Genomic DNA, 25,360 nt, shown 5'->3' with positions numbered 1-25,360 from the left:
ATATACGATTGCTTTCTCTTTTATTTACGCAATCGAAGCTAATCCTAATGTTTTTTCGATCAAAAACATCAAGCCCATTGTAAGTAACATTAACATTACTGAAATGGCTGAAACAGTTGGATCATAATTGTATTCCATGTAACTAAGTAAAGAAGTTGGCAACATGGTCACTCCTGGTCCAGATAAGAACATCGACACTGGAACATTATTGAATGAATTTACAAAAGCTAACATAAAGGCTGCAAATATGCCTGAAGAGACATTTGGTAAAACGATTTGAATAAATGCCCTTGTTTTCGTACACCCTAGAGTCCAAGCAACTTCTTCCATCGAATAGTCCAGCTGCTCCATGCTTGAACCAACTACTCGAATAATATACGGTAAACTGATTAAAAAGTGCCCAATCAATAACCCTTGAAAAATCGGTAAGCCTAATTTGATGACAATGTATTGAAATAATGTGTATCCAACAACGATTCCCGGAATCACAGTTGGGGATAAAAAGAAGCTTTTAATAAAGTTTCGTCCTCTAACTGAATAACGTGCTAAGGCATATGATGCTGGAATCCCAACAACCAATGCTAAAACGGTTGCTAATACACCAATCATTAAACTTAATTTAAAACTGCTCATAAACGTATCTGACTGCAACGCTTTTGCATACCAATCTAAAGTAAATCCTTTTATTGGAAACTGAATTGCTGCGGCTGTCCCAAAAGACGTCACAACAATCAAGCAAAGTGGTAAGAATAAAAATAAAAATACTAGGATCGCAATCAACGTCATCCCTTTTTGTTTACGCATTGTTTGCTTCTCTCCTATCAACTTTTTTGGCTACTATGTCTAAGCCTTTCATAACGATCAATGTTACAACAATCATGATTAAGGCTAAAACACTCGCTGCATTCCAATCTCCTATAGTATTGGCCTTTTGATATAAAAAGGTCGACATCATCATTTTCTGATTTCCACCTAACAATTGAGGTGTTGTATAGGCTGTCAGTGTCCCAGTAAAAACCAAGATACTGCCAACGATCGTTCCTGGAATAGAAAGCGGCAAAACAACTTTCCGAAATGCTGTGAATGGACTTGCCCCTAACGTTTCAGCGGCTTCTAGCATTTCCCCTTCGATATTTTCCATCACGCCCACAAGCGTCATAATCATCGTTGGTAAAAAAAGATAAACAGAGCCAATAATAATTGCAAACTCTGTATATAATAAATTCAGAGGAGCAGCGATCAAACCTGTTTTCAACAACAATGTGTTGATTACACCAGTTTTTCCTAAAATGTTGATCCAAGCAAAACTACGAATTACTGAATTAGTCAACAACGGAAACAAGGTCATCGCCATTAAAATCCCACGCCATTTTTTACTAACTCCAGCGATATAATAAGCGGTTGGAATCCCTAATAAAATTGAAATAAACGTAACGATCAATGAAACTCTAATCGTGCGCCAAAAGATCGACATGTTATAGTCGTCTTTAAAAAAATCGAGGTAGCTGCTCAATGTCACCCCTTGATCTGAAAAAATAGTTGGTAAAATACTTGTCGCCAAAGGAATCATTAAGAAAAATAATAATAAAATCATTCCAGGTGCTACGATAAAATACGGAACATTCTTGTTCATTTATACACTCCTCGTTCGTTTTTCCACTGATTTAGTATACTCATTTTTCTATCTAATTTCAATATGTTTTTTTTATTCAAGCGATAAATATTCGTGTATTGACAAAAAAATATATTTATACATGTAAAAAAAGCGAATTCAAACATTTATAACGAACTTATGATAAAAATCCGTTGTCTGAATCGCTTTTTCATTCATTTAGTTATTTTTCTTCTTTTGGAAAAAGAAGTTTTGACTGTAGTAGATATTGTTCTTGATATTTTAACGTGAGTTCTTTTAAAAAAGGGAGTAATGTATCATGATCTACAGAAAATGTTTCGAGCAACTCTTCATATTTTTGTCGTTCTGTCTCTGATGCTTTGTTTTTAAAATATCCCCAAACATGTTGATACGCGTTTAGAAGATTGCCTTTTTTTGGTGGCTCAGCTAGTGCGTGTTGCAAATAGCTTCGAAATGCCCGTTCTTTTCCTTCATCCCACTTATCATCCGTAAATAATTTTCTGATTGCTCTATAATCGCTTTGAGATTTTGACAAAATCAAATACTTCAATGCACTCCATTCTTGCTGTCTTTGAGCTATTATTTTCATAGCCAACTTCCTTTCTATCCATATTATGAAAAAAAAATGAATAAAAATACCATTTTTCTTATAGTCTATTCATGAAAATTTATGATGTTTAAAAGAGAAAAGGTTTAAAATGTTCTCTATATACTTTTTTCAGAAACACTAGGTTAAATGAATTTTCTGAATATTAAAAAGAATTGAGGTTATTTTTTATGGACGAGCAGCAGTTAGACAAGTCATTTTTGGGTCAGCCAAAAGGATTGTCTACACTCTTCTTTACTGAGATGTGGGAAAGATTTAGTTACTATGGTATGCGGGCAATTCTACTGTACTATATCTATGATACGGTCGCAAACGGCGGTTTAGGGTTACCCAAAGAAACAGCTTTGGCAATCATGTCGATTTATGGATCTCTTGTTTTTATGTCCAGTATTGTTGGTGGCTGGCTCTCTGACCGAGTGCTGGGTGCTAGAAAAACAGTCTTTTTCGGCGGCGTATTCATCATGGTCGGTCACATCGTTCTAGCGACACCATTTGGGATTGCTGCATTATTTCTTTCTATCCTATTGATCGTAATCGGTACAGGGATGTTAAAACCGAACGTCTCCGGTATGGTTGGTCATCTTTATTCAAAAACAGATACACGCCGAGATGCCGGCTTTTCTATTTTTTACATGGGTATCAACATCGGCGCATTACTGGCACCATTCATCGTGGGAACATTAGGTCAAACCTATAACTATCATGTTGGGTTCTCTGTAGCAGCATTTGGTATGTTTTTTGGTTTACTGCAATATTATTTACAAGGTAAAAAATCATTAGCAAGTATCGGCTTAAAACCAACGAATCCGATTGGAATGGAAGAACGCAAAGCATTCAAACGCTCGTTATTGATGGCACTTGTCTTTGTCATCGTACTTTTTGGCGGAGCCTTTATGATGGGGCATTTAACAATTGGTTTCTTTATCAATAGTGTTAGTGTGCTGGGTATTTTGTTACCTGTCTACTATTTTATCAAAATGTTAACCTCTAAAAACGTAACGGCAGAGGAAAAACCGAGAGTTCTTGGTTACATTCCATTGTTTCTAGCAGGAATCGTTTTTTGGTCATTAGAAGAACAAGGCTCTTCAATTTTAGCATTATTTGCAAATGAACGGACAAATGATACCTTGTTTGGGTTTTCAATTGCTCCTAGCTGGTTCCAATCATTAAATCCGATTTTTGTGGTTGTTTTAACGCCTGTTTTCGTGACATTATGGACAAGATTAGGGAAAAGACAGCCATCAACCGTAGTCAAATTTTCATTAGGATTGGTTTTTGCTGGTCTTTCTTTTGTCCTTTTAATGCTGCCAGGATTACTTTACGGAACGGATACGCGAGTTAGTCCTTTATGGTTATTCTTTAGTTTCTTCATTATGATCGTAGGGGAAATGTGTATTTCACCCGTTGGACTATCAATTACAACAAAGCTTGCGCCTAAAGCTTTTGAATCACAAACAGTGGCGATTTGGTTGTTAGCGGATGCCGCTTCACAAGCAATCAATGCTCAAATCGCACGTTTTTATACACCTCAAACTGAATCAGCGTACTTCGGTATCGTCGGAATTGTAGCGGTCATCGCTGGTATTCTACTGATTCTTTCAAAGAAACCAATCAAAAAATTAATGGGTTCTGTCCACTAAAAAAAGTTTCTGCCAAAGCGCATTCTATTCGGCTTTGGCAGAAACTTTTTTTATTCTAATACTGAAGTTGTTTTTCTTGTTTCATGATCGTTGCTTTTAACAACAATGGGGCAATGATCGTCGTAGCGATAATAACAATGATCACAGATGAATAATACTCTTCTGAAAGAAAACTTGAGGTCAAACCTACTTGAGCAATGATCAATGCCATTTCACCACGAGAAACCATTCCTGAGCCGATAATCATTGTAGAAATGCCTTTGAACCCAGTGACACGGGCACCTAAAGCACCACCTAATAATTTCGATAACACTGCAACAACCGTTAAAACGACAATAAAAAGAAAATGCTTCGACATACCGGCAAATGTCATATTCAACCCAATAGAAACAAAAAACATCGGAATAAATACGGTATACCCAATTGTCTCTAGTTTTTCGTCTACTCGCTTACGATAATCAGTCTGAGCAATTGCTACCCCAGCAAAAAAGGCTCCGATGATCGCTCCCATGTCCAACATCTCTGCAAAATAGGCAAAACCTAAACAAATCACTAAGGAAATCGCAGAAACAGCTTCTATCGCAATCAATTTTTTACTCAAGTTCAAAAGCCAAGGTACAAGCCATTTGCTGGCCGCAAAAATCACAACAAAGAAGAAAACTTTCAGTAGTAACACTTCCCACATCGGTAAACTTCCTCCTGGCGTAGAGCGATTCATCAAGCTCAACATGATTCCTAAGATCAACACCACAACGATATCATCGACAACGGCCGCGCCAAGAATGGTCGCTCCCTCTTCACTGTCTATTTTTTTTAAATCTTTAAGTACTTGAACCGAAATACTAACGGATGTAGCACTAAAAAGAACCCCTAGGAAAATCGAATTTTGAACGGAAAACTGAAACATTTCCCCAACACCAAAACCCATCGCCGCAGGAAATACTATCCCTAAAAGTGCGACTGATAAGGCCGGCCGCCAATATTTTTTCAATAATTCCAAGTCACTTTCCAACCCTGCAATAAACATTAAAATAATAACACCGATTTCTGAAAAATAATGCATAAAGTCATCTGGTTTGATCCAACCTAATAAGGCTGGTCCAATCAAAATACCGACTAACAATTCCCCAATGACAGAAGGAACCCCCACTCGATTACAAAAATGCCCAGCAAGTTTTGTAAATAATAAGACCAGACACAATGTTAATAGAAAACCCATATTTCTCTCCCTTTCTCTATATAAAAATACATAACTTATTGTACCATGCCAACTAGATTTAGTAGTTATGGAAGGATTCCTACCTGACAAGCACAATAAAAAACTGACAGATTGATTTCTCACCTGCCAGCTATTTCATTTATCTTATTTTGATGCACGTTTTAGATACGTACCTTCTTGTGTATTGATTTCTAATGATTCATCCGCTTCGATAAAATCAGGAACGTTTACTACTAAACCTGTTTCCATAATTGCGGGTTTACCTGAACCAGAAACAGTCGCACCTTTAATCGATGGTTGTGTTTCTTTTACTTTCAAGACAACTGTTGTTGGAAGTGTGATCCCAATTACTTCTGATCCGTAAAATTGGATTTTTACTTCCATATTTTCTAAAAGATACTTTAATTCATACTCAATCACAGAAGTTGGAATTTCATACTGTTCATATGTTTCTAAATCCATAAAATTAGCTGTATCATCTTGGCTGTATAAATATTGAACTGGTTTGCTTTCGATAAAAGCTTTCTTGACTTTATCGTCTGGACGCATCGTTGTGTCCGTTGTAGCGCCTGTACGAACATCTTTCAATTTCATACGCATAACCGTGTTTCCTTTACCAGGTTTGTGATGGCTAGCATCCATTACACGGATTAATTTGCCGTCTTGTTCAAAAGTCATACCTGCTTTAAGATCACTTACTGCTATCATGTTGTTTTCTCCTCTTTCTTTAAGGTTCGACCGAAAAGTCTGATCGAAACGTTAGTGTAGTGCCTCTAAATTAGAGATCCTTCTTAAAAAAATTCTTCTCAACCATTGTAGCAGATTACTAGCGGATATTCTAGAGAATACGTTGTTTGGATTCATTTTTTTGCAGTAAAACATCGGAAAATCTCATTTGACAAAAAAAGTGATTGAGTGATAACTCGTTGAGTCATATCCCAATCACATAAAATTCAGATAAATAGAGGCCGTAAAAGTATACTACCTTTCCTTCTCCACATCATTCAAATTGATTTTATCAAACGTTTCCCATAAAGAATCACACTCCGGACATCCGCCTGTATGAATCATTGCTAACGATGATTTATCAGTACCATCAAGATAGTTTCGCAAATGCATATCCGAAAAACCATGTTTTGCAGCATCTTCTCTAGTATTTGAATAATAGACCGTTTTGATCCCTGCCCATAAAATAGCGCCAACACACATTGGACAAGGTTCACATGTTGCATAAATTTCGCAATCTGATAAGTCCATTGTCTCTAACTTTTTACAAGCCTCACGCACAGCAACCATTTCTGCATGCGCGGATGGGTCAGTATCTCGCATCATCGTATTACTGACTGAAACGATCACCTCACCTTTTCTAACGAGTGTTGCGCCAAATGGACCACCAAATTTATTTTCCATTCCAACAACAGTTGCATCTGCTGCCATTTTCATATAGTTCATGCTTTTTCTCCTTTCACCACTTTGCTAAGAACACTGTACACAACAAACGAAAAGATCAATCCTGAAAAAAAGGCAAAATCATTGATCGTTTTCAAAAACGGAATTGATTGTAAAAAGGCACCTGACATCGTAATTACAAAACTAGTCGCTAAAGTAATCATCGCCTTTTTGTTATAGCCTGATTTGAACTCTCCAAGATCACCATTTCCAACGTAAATGTTGTCCAAATTGAGTACTTGTTTATGTTCAATATAAAAACTCGCTAGCATAATTCCTGCAATTGGTCCAAACATCGATCCAATGAAACTATAAAAATAAAATAATGTCGATGCATTTTCTACTAATTTCCAAGGTAAAATCATCGTACCAATGATAGCTGTTAAAACACCTGCTTTTTTCACATCTAAAATTTTTGGAAACAAGGATGACATTTGCAAGCCTGCTGGGAATAAATTACCAAACACGACAAAGGCTAATGCGCCCATATTCAAGGCTAGAATCAAAACAAAGACTGCAAATGTATTATCGATTTTATCAAAGGCATTGACAATGTTAAAAATCGGTTCTCCAAACGCGATTTGAGTGCCTGCAATCAACCCTACACATGTAATTGCAAACAAGATATAAGAAAGAATAAAGCCAAGTGGCAACCCAATGATCATTGCTTTTGATGTTTTCGCTTTTTGAGTAAAGTCGCCGATATTAACGATTGGCCCTGCCCAATTTGAAACTAATGCACTCACACAGGCAATAAAAACAATTGGGCTGGTTGTTGCATTGGCAGGTGTATACGCTAAAATGGGCCCAAAACCACCAGCAATTTGAATTGTCCACACAGCCGCTCCTATAATAAATACATAAACAATCGGTGAAGACCAGTTACCAAATTTATCCAAAACTTTCGTTCCACCTAAGAATAGAGCAACAGTTACACACCAAACGATCAAATAGCTCAGCATCGTTGGAGCAGGCATTCCAAGAATCGTCATCCCACCACCAATATTCATATAATTAGGAAAAATCCGGCTGAATAAAACATCTAATGATTGAGCGCTTACCACACTTTGTGTTCCAAAGAAAACGACACCTGCAATCAACCCACGACATAGCGACGGAATGATTGCTCCTTTTACACCGAAAACCGAGCGTAACAACATCGGAAATGGCAACCCATATTTAGCGGATGCAATCCCGTTTAGTACATAGAAAATCGAGACGATCACAGCAGACAACATTACGGCGGCTAGCACTTGTTTCGTATTTAAACCTAATAAGAAGAAACCTGCTACAGTCATATAAGAAAGAATATTGTGAACTGCGCCCATCCATAAAGTGACATAGTTGAAGATTCCCCAATTTTTATCTGCCCCTGTTTTTGGCAATAATTCTGCCGAGTAGGTCGGTGCGTCCGTAATGACTTGTTTTTCTACTGATTCCATTGTCTTTTCCTCCAATACATTTCTTTAGTTTTTTACTAACTGAAGTGATTGTGCACGGTGTTCTGAAAATAATGGATTTTCTGGATTGAGTTGAATCGCTCGTTCCATGGCTTCGATGGCTTCTTGATGCCGATTCAAACTACGTAAACTGTTTGCTTTATGAAAATAAAAATCAACTCGTCTAGGATAGTCTTTTAACAAATCATCCATCATTTTGACAGCTTCTTCATGGCGACCTAACTCTCTTAAAAAATTAGATTTATGATAACGATAAAAGAAGCCCTGATCTGTTTTGATTGCTTGATCATAAATTTGCAATGCGCGGTCTATCTCTCCTATCATCCGATAACTATTTCCGATATAGAAAGCAAATTGCTCATCTTGTTCCAAGCCTTTTTCATAATAATCGATTGCTGTAGGATAGTCTTTTAAGCGTTGGTACGTATAGCCTAAATAATAAAGAACTTCTAAATTCGTTTGATCTTGTGCTTCTAATACGTTAAGGGCCTGATTCAGTTTTCCTTTTCTCAAATAGGTTCGTACCTCGTGAAAAATCAACTCTTCGACTTCTTGTTTTTCTACAATAGAGATTAATTTTTCATTAGCTGTTTCTTTCGCATAATCATGCGCATTTTTCCCAGTATCATCTATTTGAGCGATGTCCGCATGATGTTGAATTAATTCACGAATCACATCTTGATATAAGAAACCACCATCACCTAAAATGACAGCTTCTAACAACGCTGACCAGCTTAAACGATTAACATGATTAACAGGAACACCTGCTGCCAGACACAGCTGAACAGTTCTTAAATAACCTTTTTCGCTAGAGGGAAGCAAGGCTGTGCCGCCAAAACGATTGACAGAAGCTAAATCCGCGCGTCCTGATTGAATGATTGCACTAACGATGTTATCAAATCCATTAGCCGCCGCACAAATGAAAGGTGTAAGTAGTGTGTGGTCACGCTGATTTACATCTGCACCAAAAATCAGCAATTCTTTGACCATAGACAAATGATTAGATTGCACCGCTACCATCAACGGGGAACGTCCCCACTCATCAGTCACCGACACATCACAACCTTCGTTTAATAATTGCTGAACCTGTTCCGTTTGCTCTAATTTGATTGCTTGGAATAAGGTTTGATCTACTTTTGTTGTATCCATGATTTCTCTCCTTTCTACTTTTTATAGTTGCTCACTAAATGCAATAATGGCTTTTTCAAAAGCTTCCATCGGTGGGTGAGTGATGCCCGCTCCAATCATTCCGATTCCGGCTTCTTTATGAGCAATTGCTGTGTTGATGATTGGTAATGTATTGGTTTGGATGACTTTTAAACTATCGATCCCTGATGGAACACCCATGAAGTCTAATGTTGGGATCGTGATATTTGGATTTTCTGCGGTTGTGATTCCTTGCATTTCCGTAGAGAAACGTAGAGCATCTTCAATCGTCCCACCGACTAAAGCGACGATTGCCGGAGCGGCAGCCATTGCAAAGCCCCCTATTCCGTAGGTTTCAGTGATTGCACTATCTCCAATATCAAGTCCAGCATCTTCTGGCTTGTAACCTGCAAACATCGGACCGATAACTTTTTGAGAAGGTCCAACAAACCATGGATTCCCTTCAATACCGCTAATGTGAATACCAAATTCCGTGCCATTTCTCGCCATTGTTGTAACGACTGTACTATAGGGAATACCAACTGCTGAATCTAAAGCTGCTTTACACATTGCCATCCAAGTTGGTCCTGAAAAATAATCACTGCTAGCAACAAAGTCAAATACTTCCTTCATTTCTTCGATAGAATGTTCTGTTTGAATAATATAAGGCGTCAACGCTTGAATCAGTAATGTCGTGCCAGCATTATTGCGATTGTGGCATTCATCTCCCATATGCAGCGCTTGAGCCAGCATATGTTTTAAATCGATACCATCAGTACATAATTTCATAGCGTCACGTAAAATTGGACCAAAAACATCCCGCATCCAAATCAAGCGTTCGATCACACTATCATCATTAGCACCCATCCGTAAAATTTTTGACATTTGTTCACTTAGATTGGTAAAAGCCACGTTGCCGTATGTTTTATTTTCCACGATATGCATATACATAGACGCTGAGGTTACGCCTGCCATTGAACCGACACATTGATGTTCGTGGCATGGTGAGAAAATGATTTCACCAGAAGCTGCAACTTGTTCCGCATCTTCTAAGTCTTTCGCTAAGCCTTCAAAGACCAATGCGCCTTTGACTGCACCTTTCATCGGACCATTCATTTTAGCCCAAGTAATCGGTGGTCCCGCATGTAAAATCGTATTTTTAGTCATACCTGGTACAACATTGATAGCTTGATCGTAGCCACTCAGCGAAATTTGAGAAGAAATGATACGATGCACCGCTTCTTCATTTGCATTTTTGATTTTTTCTAAATTTTCAGGTGTTTCGATTTTCTCTAAAGCGGCTAAAATGTTGGCTTTGCCTCGTCCTGGAGGGGCCCAATTTAAATAAGTCGCTTTGACTTGTTGTTCCACCAATTCTTCTTGAAATGATTCAATACCAAGATTGATAATAACAGGTTCTTCTTGAAATAATTCAGTGATTTTACTCATTTTTCTGCTCCTTTCACAACAAATTCTCTTGCTAGTAAGCCAGCATTTTGACTGCTACTGGCATATGTTGCACCAATTGAAGTCAATTTTTCGACTTGTTCATTGATGTTTTGTTTATCGGAATCTGTCCCTAAGACATAGCCGATGATTTCTAAATGTCTCCCTTTTGCTGCCGCTTGTTCTTTCGCTGCTTTCATTGCCGGAATCATCACACCGACCGGATCTGAATGAGCACCATATCCTAGTACAAAATCCATTAGAATCACACCAACTGTAGGATCAGCTGCTTCTTCTGTAAAACGAGCAATTCGATTAGATGGATCAATCATTGGGTGGGGTTTGCCATTGGTAAATTCATCTGCACCAAAATCAATAAATGTGTGTGCTTTACTCCTATCACCAAAGTGCAAAAGATATTCTTGATCCGTTGCGATATTGCTATATACATCAGAAAAACGTTCTTTTGCAGTAAACATCGCTTCATCACAGAGCGTTCCCCCTGTGAATAACCCACGAATGTATTTTTGTTCTGAATTCAATTTCCCTCGAACTTCCTCGATCAAAGGTAAATTCAACGGATGAACATCCAAACTATTTTGATCGATTCCTGCTAAAGTAACAGCTCTTAAAGCTGCGGATTTAGACATTTTTTCAAAGTAAATACCTTCTTCATTTTCTCGTGTTTCACTACCAATAAACCAAATAACAACAGGTTTATCCGCTATTCTAGCTCTAGCAAGGATTTTTTCTTCCACCACTTTTGCTGGCGGTTTAGAAATCAGCACGATCACTTTTGTATCTTCATCTGCATCCATTGCATCAATCGCATCCAACATCATTTTTCCACCAACCGCTTCACTGAGGTCTCGTCCACCAATCCCAATCAATTGAGAAATCCCTTCACCAAATTCATGGATTCGAACACTGATTTCTTGACTTCCTGTGCCAGAAGCTCCAACAATCCCTATGCTCCCTTTTCGGACATTGTTCGCAAAACATAAGCCAACGTTGTTGATAATTGCCGTTCCACAATCCGGACCCATCATTAATAAACCTTTTTCATGTGCTAGATCTTTTAATTCGATTTCTTCCTCTACACTCACGTTGTCGCTAAACATCATCACATGTAGATCATTGTTCAACGCTTTTCTTGCTTCACGAGCAGCATACTGACCGTTGACGGAAATTACGGCTATATTCGCTTCTGGAATAGCCTTTTTCGCCGTTTCAATCGTAGTAAAGCTTTCGGTCGTTTGATTGGCAGTCTTTTCTTTTTTTTCAGTCATCAACGTTTCGATTTTTTGAATCAAGTCAGCTGATTCCTGTTCGTCTTTAGCCTCTAAAGCGATAATTAAATCACTCGTTTGAGCTTGAGCAATTTCATCTGTAAATAAACCAACATTTTTCATCACTTCTTTATTCATTTCGGTTGCCATCGCAATGATTGCTTGATCGACTCCAGCTAACTGATTAGCTTTTGTTGATAATGCCATCAAAGAGACAGAGTCAATATACGTATTGGGTTGAATTTTAATACTGATTGCCATTTGCGTTCCTCCTTAATATAAAAACATAGCGGGCTCGTTTAGTCTCGAATGAAAAATAGGAACTAATAACTGAAGTGTTTTTTGCCTCACTTATTAGTTATCTTTTTTCCGGAAGACTAGCCTGCATTGCTAGATAAACTAAAAGCATAGCGGGCTCGTTTAGTCTCGAATGAAAAATAGGAACTAATAACTGAGGTGTTTTTTGCCTCATTTATTAGTTATCTTTTTTCCGAGAGACTAGCCTGCATTGCTAGATAACATTCAATAAAAACAGTTCACTTTACACTTTCCAACGTCAGTTTAATTCCTGCCAACATGCCTGCCAATATATCACCACCAGATGTTGAGCCGATTGCCAATACTGCGAACATTTTCTCTTTCAAAACTGCCTCGCTTTCGCCATAAAATAACTCCTTCAAGAAACAACCGATCCGTTCTCTAGCTATCCCTTTGATCGCCCAATCTAATGTGGAAAAACTGATAATATTCGTTCGTTTTTTCAACTCATTTCGGCTATTGAACAACCATTGTTTGAATGAATGGTACGGATAATTAACGGTGGTAAAAATGAGTGCTAATCCAACTAAGAAATCATCACCTGAAGGAGTCAAACCCGGACCTAATCCAATCACCCGATTTAATTGTCTCATCGCTTGAAACAGCTGCTTCTCCTTCAAGTACACCAATAATTGTTCTGATTCTTGCCAAAGCATCACGTGTATTGTTTTTTCGTATGTTGTTGCTTGTGTCTTGTTTAATAAATAGCCACCGGTATTTTCCAATTGGATTAACCATTGATTCAGTTGGGCTAATCGTTTTTCGATCCTTGAATACTCAGACTTCTTTGGAAATTCAATTTCCGGATAATACCACTCACTCGCACTTTGACTCTCAATTGCTGCTGTTTCCCCAATCATTAATAGTCCTTTTTGGGAATAAACTGGGGTTTTTATACGTATTTGAGGCCGATTGTAAAAAAAGTCAGTTACTCTCAATGTATTGGGCGCATTGTCCAATTCCTCTGCCGCTATGGTGTACAGTTCTCCTGAATCACAAATTATATTTATTGTTCGATTAAACGTACTATGCACTGCTCCTTTCCATGACTGATTTTGAATCTCAGATATGAAATTTCGAGTTCCTGACAGGGATTGATACGTACGCATCTTATTCACTTCCTTAATCGTTTATCTTCTTTACACTACTCAATTTACACTAAGTAAGCCTTTTCATATACAGATAGAGTAGCCGAATATTTTCTTTCTCAGTTGTACACTTTAACCAATTATCGTATAGTTAAGAAAACAAGATCACAAACTAGAAAGATGGTGTATCATGCTAACAGTCAAAAACTTCCTGCAACTTGCTCCTTTCAAATCGTTTCAACTTGTCGCTGGTTCAAAAGGGCTTGAAAATAAGATCACCGGTGTAAATATTTTAGATAATCCTGACGCTTCAGACTGGTTGTCAGCTGGAGAACTACTGATTACTTCTGGGTATTTTTTCAGTGAAAATGCCGAAATCCAAAAACGCTTTATTCAACGTTTTAAAGAAATCAATTGTTCTGCAATTTGTATCAAACCACATATTTACTTAAAAGGGATTCCTGAATCTATGAGGAATTTAGCTGATGAACTCTCTCTTCCTATTATTGAAATTCCTTATGGGATCGCATTTTCAAAAATAATGAATACTGTCATGGCAGAAATTTCTGGACGGATGAATGAGCTGAACCAAGCTTCTTTAGATATCCATTCACAATTTTTTGAAATCTCGCTCCATGGTGGTGGCATGAGCAAAATTGCTTTGGGATTAGCAGAAATGGTCAATAATCCTGTTGTCTTAGTTGATACAGACTGGACGGTATTAGCTGTCAGTGATTATAAACAACCGCTGATCCAAGGGGCTATCAAAAAGTCCGATGATACATGTCCATTCCCTATTCAAATTTTTACTGATTTACCAACAAATTTTGAGCGTATTCAAAAGCCGATCACTCGGGGTATTCTATTGGATGAACAAGAATACCCTTGCGTGATCATGCCTGTTTACTTTGATACGATTCATTACGGCTTCATTTTGGTTTATCAAATAGAACGACCATTAACCGACCTTGATTATGTTGCTTTAGAAAATGGTTCGATGGCATTTGCATTAGAGCAAATGCGGATTTTTGAAATTGAACGGACGGAAAATCGGATTCGTCGTGATTTCTTCGATCAATTATTAACAGGTCAAATCAAAAATCTAGAGGCTTTAGCTGCTTATGATACAACGATTGATCCAAGCTTAAACTATACAGTTTTGATTTTTTCGATACAAACATTCGGTCACGAATCGGATTCTTTGATGAAAAAGAAGCAGTCAGAAGATCGACTAATGAAAAGCTTATTATCATCACTAACAACCTACACAGCCACCCGGTTTCCACAGCTTCACTTGTTTAGCCGTAAAAATCAGTTAGTTATGCTGTTAGGCACCGATCCAAAATTAAGTACATTAAAAACTCATAATGAAATTTCTGATACTGCTGAACGAATCCGTATGTATTTGGAACAACAGGGTCACTCTGAACGGGAAATATTTTGTACGATTGGTTCAACGTTGCCGATCCTTGAATTATCTCAAAGTTTTGATGAAGCAAAAAAAGTCATCCAATTGCTTGAGGATGACTTAAGAGAAGAGAAAATCTATTTTTTTAATGACTTTTACTTTGATTCCTTTTTAGTTGATTCGATTTCAAAGGAACAGGGAAAAAAATTCTACACACACTATTTAGATACACTATTGACCTATGATCGAGAGAATAACACAAGTTTCACTCCAACATTAAAGGCTTATTTAGCGCATCATTTGAATATCGCAACAACTTCAAGAGGGTTGTTTATCCATCGAAATACGTTACTTTATCGAATTGACAAAATCAAAGGGCTACTGCCAGTTGATCTAGATCAAGAAAAAAATACCTTTGCACTGCAATTGGCGTTAAAATTGTATGAGTTATACCATTAGTCACTTTAGCCGTGTTTCAATTTTTACGCTGCTAAAAGTAAAACAGAAATAAAATTTCTATGGCTCCAATATTGCACAAAAAAACTGAGACAATAAATAACACTTTAGTCGTCATTTAATGTCTCAGTTAGATTACTCTTTTTATAATCGGACCTATCTTTTATTTTTGATCAATACTCACCTAATTTAGCATGATCGCCAATTAAAAATGGTTTATCTGAACTTAGATTATTATGGGAATATTCAGGATTCCATTCGGTAAAATCAAAGTTTAAGTAGTGATCTTTAGGATCAAACTTCATCCCACTTCCTACATTAAAATATTGTTCTTGCATATATAAGTAGGCACGTTCAAGACCACCATCAACGTAATGATTTACTGTTAACTGAGTGAGCACACTCTTACGTTTCGGATCATTTTCATCTAAACGAAATGAGGGTGTCTCTATTTCAGCAACGTAGTAATAATTTATCGTCCTATTTTTTGATTCTCTGCGTATTCTAAATGGTTCATCTGATGCTAAATCATTATGAGAATAATCAGGATCCCATTCAGTAAAATCAAAATTTAAGTAATGGTCCTTAGGGTTAAATACAAAATCGTTCCCTATATCAAAATATTGCTCCTGCTTAAATAGATAAAAATCACCATCATTTGAAGCCGGATCTACATAATGATTGACAGTTAACGGGGCAAGGCTTTGTTTCCTACCTTCCAAGTTAAATGATGGTCTCTCAGTCTCAGCTTGATAATAATAATCAATCACAGCGTTTGTGTTCGTCACTGGTGTTGTATCTGAAGCCTGTACCGCGTTTTTTACCGAATAGGAAATACCAACAACTAACACCACTGTACTTAACAACACACCCATAATAGTTTTCTTTTTCATAAAATTCCTCCTTTTTTAATAGTGTATCATATATAATAGCTACTTAGTCACTCAATTTAAGCAAAAAAAAATTCGATTTTTAAGATTAAATCTACTGTATAATAAAAATAGACTCCAAAATTTGATAGCCATTATCAAACAAAAAAAGCCGGAAAAGGGCTTCCCTTTACGGCTTTTCGTCTTTTACTCTCTATTATCTACCTACAATAAATGTCAATTCGCATTCACAAACTTTTTTATCTTCAACAAAAGCTGTAGCTTTCCCGATTCCTACATAATCTCTGATTTTCACGATTTCAAAATGTAGTTTCAACACATCACCAGGCACTACTTTTTGACGAAATTTTGCTTTATTAATTCCACCAATATAAGCTGTTTCACCTTTAAATTGATCCATTTTCAAAATTAAAATCGATCCAACTTGTGCTAGTGCTTCAATAATCAAAACACCTGGCATTGTTGGGTTTCCAGGGAAATGTCCTTGGAAGAATTCTTCGTTGATCGTTACGTTTTTTGTCGCAATAATTTTTTTGTCCGTGATGATTTCATCCACATAGTCGATAAAGCAAATTGGGTAACGGTTTGGAATCATTTCCATAATTTCTGTTGCATTCATTAATCTTGTCATTGTTAGTTTTCCTCCCATTTTTTCATACAAATAACGCCATTATGACCGCCAAAGCCAAACGAATTGCTGATCGCATATTCTGCTTGTACGGGGCGTGAGCCATCTGTTACATAATCTAAATCACATTCTGGATCAGCTACGTCATAGCCTACTGTTGGATGTGCAACACCTTCTTGTAACGTTTTCACACAAGCAATTGCTTCAATTCCTCCAGCGGCTCCCAAAAGGTGACCTGTCATACTTTTTGTGCTTGAAACTGGAATATCATAGGCACGTTCGCCAAACACTCGTTTCAATGCAGCTGTTTCTGCGGCATCGTTGGCTGGTGTTGACGTACCATGAGCATTGACATACCCTACAGCAGAAGCATCAATTGCCGCTTCTGCTAAAGCTAATTCGATAGCATCTGCCGCACCACTACCGTCTTTCAACGGTGCTGTCATATGACTAGCATCACAATTACTACCGTAACCTACGATTTCACCTAGAATCGTTGCACCGCGTTTTTGCGCGTGCTCTAATTCTTCTAACATCAACATGCCAGCACCTTCACCCATTACAAAACCATGTCTTTCTTTATCAAATGGAATCGATGCTCTTGTTGGATCTTCTGTCGTATTCAACGCACTCAAAGCGGCAAAACCAGCAATGCCGATTTCACAAATCGTCGCTTCTGTCCCACCTGTGATCATCATATCAGCTAAACCGTATTTGATTGTACGGAATGCCTCACCGATAGCATTCGTCGCTGAAGCACAGGCTGTCACGATTGTTTGAGAGGGGCCTTTTGCTCCTAATTTGATTGAAATATTTCCAGAAGCCATGTTTGCGATCACCATTGGTACAAAGAAAGGTGTTACTCGTTTAGCCCCTTTTTTATCCATGACTCTGACTTGATCTTGTAACGTTGTCATACCGCCGATCCCACTACCGACAATTACACCAAAACGCTTGGGATCGATTGTATCTTGCGTTAAACCACTCATATTCCACGCTTCCATCGCAGCGACTACCCCATACTGAGAAAATAAATCCATCCGCTTTTGTTCTTTACGATCAAGAACTTCACTTGGGTCAAAGTCTTTCACTTCGCCTGCAAGTGCCACACCTGTATCTTCAGAATCAAATTTAGTAATTTTAGCGATTCCTAATTTTCCATTGACTAGATTTTGCCAATACTCTTTCACAGTATTTCCTAAAGGAGTCACTGCTCCCATTCCTGTTATTACAACTCGTTTCATCGTGCACCTCCACTATTGTTTTGACTATCAAATTAAAAAGAACTTGCTTAAACACCACTTTTTTGTTTAAATTTAAGTAAAATAGTTTGACTTTCAAAGTATTTTAGTTAATAATTCAGACATCCGATAAAATGTCTGTACGGGTGTTGCTTATTCGTTAGAGAATTTTTTTATCATTCTCAACACAGATAATACCAGTTGCAATTTTATCCGTCAACTTAAATAAAATCAGATATTTAGATTTTATTAAGATGTGAGACCTTTTTCACACACTAAAAATAATTTTAAAAGGGGAAAAACCATATGTTTCTAAAAAATAAAAAAGTCGTCGTGATGGGCGTAGCAAACAAAAGAAGTATTGCTTGGGGATGTGCCAAAGCATTAAAAGAACAAGGCGCTGATATTATTTACACATACCAAAATGAGCGTATGAAAAAACAAGTGTTAAAATTAGCTGAACCAACAGATTTACTTGTTGAATGCGATGTTGCCTTTGATGAGTCGATTGCTAAAGCTTTCCAAACGATCCAAGAAAAATATGACAAAATCGATGGTTTAGTGCACGCTATTGCCTTCGCTAACAAAGAAGAGTTAGATGGAAATGTTAGTGATATCAGCCGTTCAGGTTTTTTATTGGCTCAAGATATCAGCAGCTACTCACTTTTAGCTGTTGCACATCACGCTAAACCAATGCTAAATCCAGGGTCAGGAATTGTCACAATGACCTATCTTGGTTCTGAAAGAGCCATTCCGAACTACAACATGATGGGAATCGCTAAAGCGTCACTAGAAACAGCTGTAAAATACTTAGCTTATGAATTTGCAGCTGATAAAATCCGTGTGAATGGAATTTCCGCTGGAGCTATCAAAACGCTTGCAGTGACTGGCGTGAAAGATTACGATCAATTGATCAAAATTTCAGAAGGTCGTACGCCAGACAAAGCAGGTGTTACGATCGAAGAAGTTGGAAATACCTGTGCGTTCTTAGTGAGCGAACTCGCTGCTGGTATTGTCGGCGATATTATTTACGTGGATAAAGGCGTTCATCTTACTTAAAAAAAATGAAGCTGGGAGAAGGTAAAAAAATCTACTCCCAGCCTCACTTTTTCATTTCATCATCGAGTATTAAATAAGATTTTGGATATAGCGACTATTTACTTTTAGCATAAGTTGTAAATCAAAATAGTAGCAAGGTAATTGCTCAGTCACCGTGATTATTAGTGAGCTTAATAGATGCGTAGCCAGTAACGTCACGATCAGCTGCAGCCAACTATTGGCAAAAAATTCATAACTATGCACTAAATTAGCTGCCCACAAAATACATAATGGATGGACAAAAAAATAATATTTACCTAACTCTCGCAACCGTTTTACATTGATTTTCTTCTCCACCTTCACAAATAAACTCCAGCTAAAAAGGCAACCAGTGAAAGGAACGAGCATCCACATAAAATTCTTATCGATTCCAACGTTTGAGTAAACAATAATTCCTTCGCCTACTAAAAAGATTCCCATCAGGACTAAAAGCCCGCCTAAGTATCTTTGGTAGTTCACAATCTTTTCATGATAATCCCATAAGAAGAAGCCAATCACCACAAAGATCAATGCAAAAAACAAGCCGTTACGAGTTGTGACAAATACTCCCATATACTGATCAAAAAAGACTTTCAACTGTTCATTTCCAATATAAGCATAATAGGTTTCCAACGAACCAAACGCATACATAAGTAGAGCTAAACTAAACAAAACCACATAGCCAGTTTTTTTGAGCAGCCACTGGACACAAATGATTCCGAAAATTGCAGCTGGAATGTACCAAAGATGATAATAAGTTCCTGTATAAAATAATCCGGCTACCAAAGCGACTGGATATAGCATAGGGCTAAGAGAATAATTTTGCTGAATCCACGTAAACCCAACCGGCAAATAAATCAGACTCCAAAACAAATAAGATTTCACCAATGACTTAATATACTGTTTTATGTAATCAGATGATTGATTCTGTCCTCTTTTAACAAAGTAACTAGTTGAAATCAAAAAATAAGGAACCGCAACCCGGCACAAAACATTTTTAAATAAGTGACCGATTGCCGGATCTTGAAAAACACTTTCACAATGAAAACAAATAACTAAAATTGCTGCCGCATATTTAACTAAATCGATCCCTTTAGTACTCAGCTGCTTTTCTTTCGCGAATCTGTCGATACTTTTCACCCCCATACCAATCATGACTTCCTAACACCTTTTCTTAGTTTTTATTATAACAAAGCCTATTTTAAAATTTATCGGTACTGAGGCTGATTTTTGTATCGTTATTTTAGAAATAACTCTTACTTATATAAAAATAGAAACATCGCCAGGAATTCCCCTAGAAAATGCTTCTATCCTTTTAATTGAACCGAACTGTTCGATACCAAGATATTGGTGCTTCTTCGTGGTACTTATCCATTTGCCATCCTGCCATTGTGAAGCCCACTAATGTAATGATCAAACCGATTACAGTCAATCCAATCCCCAGCCGAAATATGTTTTTTTTATTCATCATAATAACAACTCCTTAACCCGAATCAGACGGAAAACTTTATTTGAAAAGCTTCTTGAAATTTTGATGAAATAGTTTGCCATCAAAATCGTTAACAGCCCGCTCAGTATGGCTAATCCCAATACTAAAACGCCAACACCTAACTGCGTGACTGCAATATAAATACCATCTTGTAGTGCAAAAAAACTAGCAAACATACTAAAAACGGACGCAATCAACCCAGCCACTGCAAACACTCCAGTCGAAAAAGGAAGACACCATATAACCACATAAGCAGATGCAACAAGCGCAATTACAGCGATTAAAAGACTACCCCATAAAGGAAAGCCAAGAACGAGCAACAGCACAAGTAACGGGCTGAGCGTTTTTTTCGGCGTAATATTTCCTTCTTCAAATGCCTCTTCCAAAATTTTACTAGCTATGACCGATGGCTTCCCTAGTTTTTTTACAGCTTGTGCTTCACTTGCACCATCTTCTATATAATCTTCGATCAGTTCATCATAATAGCGGATAAATTGTTCTTTTTCCGCTTCGTCCAAACGAATCAACCCTTCTTTTAATTGGTACAAAAACGATTGTTTATTCATCTTTCTCCCCCATTTCAATAAAGTGATATACTTTCATTACTTCGTCCCATTCTTGGATAAACTCTTTGATCTTATCTCTACCGGTATCTGTGATTCGATAATATTTTCTTAAGCGACTATTATGTTCCATTGAATATGTTTCTAATTCTTCCTTTGTTTCTAACCGTTTTAAGATTGGATATAATGTTGATTCTGACATTGTTATCACATCTGATAAATCTTTGATGATTTGATAACCGTAGGAATCAGATTTCTTTAAAATGGCTAAAATACAATATTCCAGCAAGCCTTTTTTTAATTGTGAATCCATAATATACCTCCTGTTACACATTACTATACAATACATAGTATAACGCGTCAAGAAGTATTTTTAAACAAAAAAAAACGATTAGGAGATAACTCTTCGAGTCTTCTCCTAATCGCACAATAAGCACTATAGAAATCTTTTTATCCGTTCACTTTTCCATAAAACAATGGAATATTTTCCGCCTGATCACGAATTGCTTCAACAGCCTCATCTTCATTTTCTAGATTTAACGCTTTTTGGAATGCTTTATCTATATTGATCTGCACTGAAGAAAATATATCGTGGTGCCAAAACGCATGTGCAACTTTTAAAGATTCTCCCCACAAGTAATAGCTTTGCTCTTTCGTTATAATATCGATCAACGTCACGTAATTCCCGCCAACATTCCGAAAATATTTACCAAATTGCAGATTTATTTCCACTATATCATGTAGCGAAAATGTAGCTATTGGATGTTCTACTGGGATATTTACAGCAAATTTGAACTTTCCTATCTGATCGATTGAGACCGTCTCCCCCTTAAAACAGCATAAGCAATTTGCATACCCCATCAATTTTGAAAACGTGGCTTGAGGAAAAACATCATCTTCAATTTTTATAAATGTATTCACTCGTTTTCCCTCTGAAAATAGCAGTTTGATGTCTGGTGCATAGGCGCTATAGAAAACCGTACTATTTATTTCTTCTTTCTTTTGATCCATGTGACTTTGCCTTCTTTCTTTTCCATCGAACAGTCCTCTAAAGAAACCAGGCTTTTTACGTCCTAATAAAACATCCACACTAATCTTGAAGTACTCAGAAAGCCTCACAACGTTTTCCAAATCCGGAAGACTTTTTCCCAGCTCCCATTTAGAAATCGTTTGACGTGAAATGTTCAAATAGTCTGCTAAATCCTGTTGCGAGATTTGTTGTTCTTGACGGAACTTTTTAATTTGTTTGCCAATTTCTACAGTCACTATAAGCCACTCCTTTTCTAACGTCTATCCTTTTTAACGCATAAATACGTTGCATTATTTAATTATACAATAAAGACTACTGCAACGGTACGTTGCTTATTGATTTAATGCTATTTAGTAACGTTTCTATAAAAAGAGCAAGCAAAAAAACGCTGCTACAATCATTTGGATAAACGAATGCAACAGCCCTTTTTTTCATTCAAAATAGATAGTTTGTTCCTTCTTTAGCATTTTTTTGCTAACTGAAATTGTGTGAGCTGTAATGCAACACCTATTTTTTCAAGCTCAGCATAAACAGGCATTTCCATATCAAAATTAGCTAATTTGACGGTGTCACAATGTTCTTGTTCTTTTAATGTGAGCAGCATATCCAATATTAATGATCGATCTTCAATCTTTAGCAAATGTAATTGTTTGATGATTAACACTTTTTCATCAGATTCTTCAGCTAAATTGAAACTAATTGAACCAATTTTCGATTTTTCTTGATAGAATTCATAGTTTCTATCTGAAAAAACAGAGCGATTTTGCCAAGGTGTCCATTGCTTCTCGATTCCTGCAACTTCTTTAGAAGAAACTGATTTAAAATGAAATTCGTTTTTTTCGCTACTTACGGTCGGAAACATAATTTCGCCTACTGCCAGCTCGTTTACACGTTGAAACCCTTTTGCTTCGTATAATTGCTTGGCACGCTCGTTCGTTGCAATCACTTCAAGAATCAGATGATCACATTGATTTTCTATTGCTAAACTTTCTGCGTAATCGATCAATTTAGATGCAACTTTACTTCTGCGATAGTTAGGAACTACAGCCATACCGCCAACCCACATCACTTTTGTTTCTTGAAACGTTTGGATCCCTAATAAAATGATACCAGCAAATTCTCCATCAACAGAAAATACAGCTGAGAGTTTTTTTGAAAGGTTAAATGATTGAATTCTTCGCTCTAAGGCCTCTTGATCGACATGAATTGGTAATAGATAATCACTAAAACCTTGATTCCAGGTTTCTACAACTTGTTGAAACGGGACTTCTTCTATCGGTATAAACATAATTGTTCTCCTTTTATTTACTTTGTTTCTTTAACTATAAACGATTTTAAAAATATTCATAGTTTTTTAGGAACAATCATATTATCAATGTCGAGAAAGGTCTCAAAACCTTCTTGGCTACAGAGACATACTTGATTTTCCAAAACCTTGCTCACAGAAGTCTCTAAAAAAATGGTCACAACCAAATACTCTAATTTTTTCAAAAGCTCTACTCTTTTCGGAGTGTCTAGACAATCTAAAAGTAACTCATCTGTTTTTTCAACAAGCGTGATTTCTTTCCCTTGCTCAGCTAACTCAATCGCGATCATGCATTCTAAAACACCACTGCCAACAATCAAAATCCGTTCAGCCAACTGACTTTCTAAAACTTCTTGTGCTTGTCCTACTGACAGAAGCTGATACATACGGGCGTTATTAATACTTGTCAATCCCATCACCAATCGCCTCACTGTCTAATAAAATGTTTATCTGCAACGGTGTAAACGTGATCGGCAACTGGTAAGTAAAATTCCTCATCGTTTGATATTAATAAAACACTTCCTCTAAACGCTTTTAAAGCATCTTGCAGCGCTTTTCTTGAGTCGACATCTAAATGATTGGTTGGCTCATCTAAGATCAGAAAATTGCTTGGCTGCATCGTTAAATCACACAATTTCACTTTCGATTGTTCGCCACCACTCAACATATAAAGATTTTTTGAAGCAATTTCACGTTTCAAACCACATTTTGCCAATTCACGACGAACATCTTCATAGGTAAGCTTCGTGTATTTATTGGCTAACGCTTCGATTGGTGTCCATTCAGTATTTTCCCATTCGATTTCTTGCGAATGATAGCCAATAACGACTTGAGGCGAAAATTGAGCTTTTCCAGAAATCGCTGGTATAGCTGACAGAAGGGTCTTCACTAATGTGGATTTCCCGATACCATCAGCACCAGTGATCACTATTTTTTCACCTTTTTTTATTTGTAAATCACGTACGGTAATCAAAGACTCTTTGTAGCCTACCGTTAGTTCATCAATTGTCATAACATTGGGTGAACTTTGGGGCATTAATTTAAAGGAGAAATTCGATTTGATTTTCTTTTCTGGTTCTTTCAGTCGATCCATCTTTTCCAAATGCTTTCTTCTTCCTTGAGCCATTTTCGTTTTAATACCAGCGATATTTTTTTGAATAAAGGCTTCGGTTTCTTTAATTTTTCTTTGTTGGGCGTCAAATTGACTTTGGTAAGCCTCTGATAAATGCGCTTTTTGTTTTAAGAAATCTGTGTAATTACTATGGTATTTTTTGATGGAACCAAAATCAATATCACAGATACAGGTTGCAATATTGCTCAAAAAGTTTGTGTCATGGGATACGATAATAAAGGCATTTTCAAAAGCATTTAAATAATCTGTCAACCATTCGATATGTTCTTGATCTAAATAGTTCGTTGGTTCATCTAAGATCAGAACAGAAGGTTTTTCCAACAATAATTTCGCTAGAATCACTTTTATTTGATCGCCACGGCTTAAAGAACTCAATGTCTGATCCGCATCGTTGATTCCTAGCCCTGTGATCGCTTTATTGATATCATTTTCTACTTGATAAAATCCTTTGATTTCTAATTGCTCCTGATAGGTTGCCGCTCTCGTCAATAATTGATCGTCACCTGACTCACCATATTTTTCATATAGTTTCAGCATCTCTTTTTCTGTGTTAAATAATTCTTGATACGCCAACGTTAAAAATTCGTTAATCGTAAGTGATTGGTCCATATCGATGTACTGATCTAAATAACCTAAAGTCGCTGCAGGATTCCAAGTAATCACGCCTTCATCAGGTAATACGTCTCCTAAAAGCATCTTCAACAAGGTACTTTTCCCTGCACCATTTTTCCCAACAATCCCCATATGTTCATTACTTCTTAAGGTAAATGAGCTATTTTCATAAAGCTGTTTATCTGGTACTGCATAGGTTAAATCTTTGACTTGTAATAATTCCATTTTCGTTT

Annotated in this window: 25 protein-coding genes; 3 read left to right on the top strand and 22 right to left on the bottom strand. The window is 37.0% G+C overall.

Annotated features, from left to right (window positions below):
• Positions 1 to 24 precede the first annotated feature (24 nt).
• The 3 genes from I583_RS16075 to I583_RS16065 all read right to left on the bottom strand — a co-directional run bounded on the left by I583_RS16075 (position 25) and on the right by I583_RS16065 (position 2,222).
• On the bottom strand, positions 25 to 804 hold the full coding sequence (locus I583_RS16075; protein ID WP_010762474.1) for an ABC transporter permease: 780 nt from the start codon (positions 802 to 804) through the stop codon (positions 25 to 27).
• Positions 797 to 1,633 carry an ABC transporter permease gene (locus tag I583_RS16070; protein WP_010762473.1) on the bottom strand — a complete coding sequence of 279 codons (837 nt, stop codon included), beginning with the start codon at positions 1,631 to 1,633 and terminating at the stop codon, positions 797 to 799. Before I583_RS16070 ends, I583_RS16075 begins: the two co-directional genes overlap by 8 nt.
• 202 nt (positions 1,634 to 1,835) lie before the next feature.
• Positions 1,836 to 2,222 carry a YbgA family protein gene (locus I583_RS16065; RefSeq protein WP_010762472.1) on the bottom strand — a complete coding sequence of 129 codons (387 nt, stop codon included), beginning with the start codon at positions 2,220 to 2,222 and terminating at the stop codon, positions 1,836 to 1,838.
• Between the two features lie 188 nt (positions 2,223 to 2,410).
• Between I583_RS16065 and I583_RS16060 the strand changes: the two genes are divergently transcribed.
• Positions 2,411 to 3,880, top strand: a complete 1,470-nt coding sequence (locus I583_RS16060) for a peptide MFS transporter (protein ID WP_010762471.1) — start codon at positions 2,411 to 2,413, stop codon at positions 3,878 to 3,880.
• A gap of 55 nt (positions 3,881 to 3,935) precedes the next feature.
• Here I583_RS16060 and I583_RS16055 read toward each other — a convergent pair whose 3' ends face one another.
• The 8 genes from I583_RS16055 to I583_RS16020 form a co-directional block, all read right to left on the bottom strand.
• On the bottom strand, positions 3,936 to 5,099 hold the full coding sequence (locus I583_RS16055; RefSeq protein WP_010762470.1) for a cation:proton antiporter: 1,164 nt from the start codon (positions 5,097 to 5,099) through the stop codon (positions 3,936 to 3,938).
• A 144-nt stretch (positions 5,100 to 5,243) separates the two neighbouring features.
• Positions 5,244 to 5,807, bottom strand: coding sequence for an elongation factor P (gene efp / locus I583_RS16050; RefSeq protein WP_010762469.1), 564 nt, complete (start codon positions 5,805 to 5,807; stop codon positions 5,244 to 5,246).
• Between the two features lie 273 nt (positions 5,808 to 6,080).
• On the bottom strand, positions 6,081 to 6,551 hold the full coding sequence (locus tag I583_RS16045) for a nucleoside deaminase (RefSeq protein WP_010762468.1): 471 nt from the start codon (positions 6,549 to 6,551) through the stop codon (positions 6,081 to 6,083).
• Positions 6,548 to 7,990: a cytosine permease gene (locus I583_RS16040; RefSeq protein WP_010762467.1), complete on the bottom strand. Its 1,443-nt coding sequence runs from the start codon at positions 7,988 to 7,990 to the stop codon at positions 6,548 to 6,550. The genes I583_RS16045 and I583_RS16040 overlap by 4 nt, the downstream gene beginning before the upstream one ends.
• Positions 7,991 to 8,014: 24 nt before the next feature.
• The gene (locus tag I583_RS16035) at positions 8,015 to 9,157 is read right to left on the bottom strand and encodes an ankyrin repeat domain-containing protein (RefSeq protein ID WP_010762466.1); all 1,143 of its coding nucleotides are present in this window, start codon (positions 9,155 to 9,157) and stop codon (positions 8,015 to 8,017) included.
• Positions 9,158 to 9,178: 21 nt separating this feature from the next.
• On the bottom strand, positions 9,179 to 10,603 hold the full coding sequence (locus I583_RS16030) for a YlbE family protein (RefSeq protein WP_010762465.1): 1,425 nt from the start codon (positions 10,601 to 10,603) through the stop codon (positions 9,179 to 9,181).
• Positions 10,600 to 12,150, bottom strand: a complete 1,551-nt coding sequence (fdrA, locus tag I583_RS16025) for an acyl-CoA synthetase FdrA (RefSeq protein WP_010762464.1) — start codon at positions 12,148 to 12,150, stop codon at positions 10,600 to 10,602. The genes I583_RS16030 and fdrA overlap by 4 nt, the downstream gene beginning before the upstream one ends.
• Positions 12,151 to 12,425: 275 nt before the next feature.
• Positions 12,426 to 13,316: an oxamate carbamoyltransferase subunit AllH family protein gene (locus I583_RS16020; RefSeq protein WP_010762463.1), complete on the bottom strand. Its 891-nt coding sequence runs from the start codon at positions 13,314 to 13,316 to the stop codon at positions 12,426 to 12,428.
• A 169-nt stretch (positions 13,317 to 13,485) separates the two neighbouring features.
• Between I583_RS16020 and I583_RS16015 the strand changes: the two genes are divergently transcribed.
• Positions 13,486 to 15,162, top strand: coding sequence for a PucR family transcriptional regulator (locus I583_RS16015; RefSeq protein ID WP_010762462.1), 1,677 nt, complete (start codon positions 13,486 to 13,488; stop codon positions 15,160 to 15,162).
• A 170-nt stretch (positions 15,163 to 15,332) separates the two neighbouring features.
• On the opposite strand, the gene I583_RS16010 is transcribed toward I583_RS16015, so the two are convergent.
• The 3 genes from I583_RS16010 to fabF all read right to left on the bottom strand — a co-directional run bounded on the left by I583_RS16010 (position 15,333) and on the right by fabF (position 17,921).
• On the bottom strand, positions 15,333 to 16,052 hold the full coding sequence (locus I583_RS16010; RefSeq protein ID WP_010762461.1) for a hypothetical protein: 720 nt from the start codon (positions 16,050 to 16,052) through the stop codon (positions 15,333 to 15,335).
• Positions 16,053 to 16,245: 193 nt separating this feature from the next.
• A complete protein-coding gene (gene fabZ, locus I583_RS16005; RefSeq protein WP_010762460.1) occupies positions 16,246 to 16,680 on the bottom strand; it encodes a 3-hydroxyacyl-ACP dehydratase FabZ in 435 nt (144 codons plus the stop codon).
• A gap of 2 nt (positions 16,681 to 16,682) precedes the next feature.
• The gene (gene fabF / locus I583_RS16000) at positions 16,683 to 17,921 is read right to left on the bottom strand and encodes a beta-ketoacyl-ACP synthase II (RefSeq protein WP_010762459.1); all 1,239 of its coding nucleotides are present in this window, start codon (positions 17,919 to 17,921) and stop codon (positions 16,683 to 16,685) included.
• A 303-nt stretch (positions 17,922 to 18,224) separates the two neighbouring features.
• Between fabF and fabI the strand changes: the two genes are divergently transcribed.
• Positions 18,225 to 18,977 carry an enoyl-ACP reductase FabI gene (gene fabI, locus I583_RS15995; protein ID WP_010762458.1) on the top strand — a complete coding sequence of 251 codons (753 nt, stop codon included), beginning with the start codon at positions 18,225 to 18,227 and terminating at the stop codon, positions 18,975 to 18,977.
• Positions 18,978 to 19,046: 69 nt separating this feature from the next.
• On the opposite strand, the gene I583_RS15990 is transcribed toward fabI, so the two are convergent.
• From I583_RS15990 to I583_RS15960, 8 genes are all read right to left on the bottom strand, one after another.
• Positions 19,047 to 20,141 (bottom strand): acyltransferase family protein, encoded by a 1,095-nt coding sequence (locus tag I583_RS15990; protein WP_143140030.1) that lies wholly within the window; start codon positions 20,139 to 20,141, stop codon positions 19,047 to 19,049.
• A gap of 169 nt (positions 20,142 to 20,310) precedes the next feature.
• Entirely contained in the window at positions 20,311 to 20,466 is a 156-nt protein-coding gene (locus I583_RS16910) for a hypothetical protein (RefSeq protein ID WP_010762456.1), read from the bottom strand.
• Positions 20,463 to 21,050, bottom strand: a complete 588-nt coding sequence (locus I583_RS15985; RefSeq protein ID WP_010762455.1) for a DUF1700 domain-containing protein — start codon at positions 21,048 to 21,050, stop codon at positions 20,463 to 20,465. The genes I583_RS16910 and I583_RS15985 overlap by 4 nt, the downstream gene beginning before the upstream one ends.
• Positions 21,043 to 21,360: a PadR family transcriptional regulator gene (locus I583_RS15980; RefSeq protein WP_010762454.1), complete on the bottom strand. Its 318-nt coding sequence runs from the start codon at positions 21,358 to 21,360 to the stop codon at positions 21,043 to 21,045. The genes I583_RS15985 and I583_RS15980 overlap by 8 nt, the downstream gene beginning before the upstream one ends.
• Positions 21,361 to 21,497: 137 nt before the next feature.
• A complete protein-coding gene (locus I583_RS15975) occupies positions 21,498 to 22,313 on the bottom strand; it encodes a helix-turn-helix transcriptional regulator (protein ID WP_010762453.1) in 816 nt (271 codons plus the stop codon).
• Between the two features lie 224 nt (positions 22,314 to 22,537).
• The gene (locus I583_RS15970) at positions 22,538 to 23,365 is read right to left on the bottom strand and encodes a GNAT family N-acetyltransferase (protein ID WP_010762452.1); all 828 of its coding nucleotides are present in this window, start codon (positions 23,363 to 23,365) and stop codon (positions 22,538 to 22,540) included.
• Positions 23,366 to 23,421: 56 nt separating this feature from the next.
• Complete coding sequence (locus tag I583_RS15965) at positions 23,422 to 23,799, bottom strand: FAD-dependent oxidoreductase (protein WP_010762451.1); 378 nt, start codon at positions 23,797 to 23,799, stop codon at positions 23,422 to 23,424.
• An 11-nt stretch (positions 23,800 to 23,810) separates the two neighbouring features.
• Positions 23,811 to 25,352, bottom strand: coding sequence for an ABC-F family ATP-binding cassette domain-containing protein (locus I583_RS15960; RefSeq protein ID WP_010762450.1), 1,542 nt, complete (start codon positions 25,350 to 25,352; stop codon positions 23,811 to 23,813).
• Positions 25,353 to 25,360 lie beyond the last annotated feature (8 nt).

The organism is Enterococcus haemoperoxidus ATCC BAA-382 (assembly GCF_000407165.1).
In the GTDB taxonomy this organism is placed as follows: domain Bacteria; phylum Bacillota; class Bacilli; order Lactobacillales; family Enterococcaceae; genus Enterococcus_L; species Enterococcus_L haemoperoxidus.
This window is presented reverse-complemented; position numbering and strand designations above follow the sequence as displayed.

Coding starts and splice junctions, on each gene's coding strand:
- I583_RS16075 (WP_010762474.1), bottom strand. CDS start 804: ATGCGTAAACAAAAAGGGATGACGTTGATTGCGATCCTAGTATTTTTA.
- I583_RS16070 (WP_010762473.1), bottom strand. CDS start 1,633: ATGAACAAGAATGTTCCGTATTTTATCGTAGCACCTGGAATGATTTTA.
- I583_RS16065 (WP_010762472.1), bottom strand. CDS start 2,222: ATGAAAATAATAGCTCAAAGACAGCAAGAATGGAGTGCATTGAAGTAT.
- I583_RS16060 (WP_010762471.1), top strand. CDS start 2,411: ATGGACGAGCAGCAGTTAGACAAGTCATTTTTGGGTCAGCCAAAAGGA.
- I583_RS16055 (WP_010762470.1), bottom strand. CDS start 5,099: ATGGGTTTTCTATTAACATTGTGTCTGGTCTTATTATTTACAAAACTT.
- efp (WP_010762469.1), bottom strand. CDS start 5,807: ATGATAGCAGTAAGTGATCTTAAAGCAGGTATGACTTTTGAACAAGAC.
- I583_RS16045 (WP_010762468.1), bottom strand. CDS start 6,551: ATGAACTATATGAAAATGGCAGCAGATGCAACTGTTGTTGGAATGGAA.
- I583_RS16040 (WP_010762467.1), bottom strand. CDS start 7,990: ATGGAATCAGTAGAAAAACAAGTCATTACGGACGCACCGACCTACTCG.
- I583_RS16035 (WP_010762466.1), bottom strand. CDS start 9,157: ATGGATACAACAAAAGTAGATCAAACCTTATTCCAAGCAATCAAATTA.
- I583_RS16030 (WP_010762465.1), bottom strand. CDS start 10,603: ATGAGTAAAATCACTGAATTATTTCAAGAAGAACCTGTTATTATCAAT.
- fdrA (WP_010762464.1), bottom strand. CDS start 12,150: ATGGCAATCAGTATTAAAATTCAACCCAATACGTATATTGACTCTGTC.
- I583_RS16020 (WP_010762463.1), bottom strand. CDS start 13,316: ATGCGTACGTATCAATCCCTGTCAGGAACTCGAAATTTCATATCTGAG.
- I583_RS16015 (WP_010762462.1), top strand. CDS start 13,486: ATGCTAACAGTCAAAAACTTCCTGCAACTTGCTCCTTTCAAATCGTTT.
- I583_RS16010 (WP_010762461.1), bottom strand. CDS start 16,052: ATGAAAAAGAAAACTATTATGGGTGTGTTGTTAAGTACAGTGGTGTTA.
- fabZ (WP_010762460.1), bottom strand. CDS start 16,680: ATGACAAGATTAATGAATGCAACAGAAATTATGGAAATGATTCCAAAC.
- fabF (WP_010762459.1), bottom strand. CDS start 17,921: ATGAAACGAGTTGTAATAACAGGAATGGGAGCAGTGACTCCTTTAGGA.
- fabI (WP_010762458.1), top strand. CDS start 18,225: ATGTTTCTAAAAAATAAAAAAGTCGTCGTGATGGGCGTAGCAAACAAA.
- I583_RS15990 (WP_143140030.1), bottom strand. CDS start 20,141: ATGGGGGTGAAAAGTATCGACAGATTCGCGAAAGAAAAGCAGCTGAGT.
- I583_RS16910 (WP_010762456.1), bottom strand. CDS start 20,466: ATGATGAATAAAAAAAACATATTTCGGCTGGGGATTGGATTGACTGTA.
- I583_RS15985 (WP_010762455.1), bottom strand. CDS start 21,050: ATGAATAAACAATCGTTTTTGTACCAATTAAAAGAAGGGTTGATTCGT.
- I583_RS15980 (WP_010762454.1), bottom strand. CDS start 21,360: ATGGATTCACAATTAAAAAAAGGCTTGCTGGAATATTGTATTTTAGCC.
- I583_RS15970 (WP_010762452.1), bottom strand. CDS start 23,365: ATGTTTATACCGATAGAAGAAGTCCCGTTTCAACAAGTTGTAGAAACC.
- I583_RS15965 (WP_010762451.1), bottom strand. CDS start 23,799: ATGGGATTGACAAGTATTAATAACGCCCGTATGTATCAGCTTCTGTCA.
- I583_RS15960 (WP_010762450.1), bottom strand. CDS start 25,352: ATGGAATTATTACAAGTCAAAGATTTAACCTATGCAGTACCAGATAAA.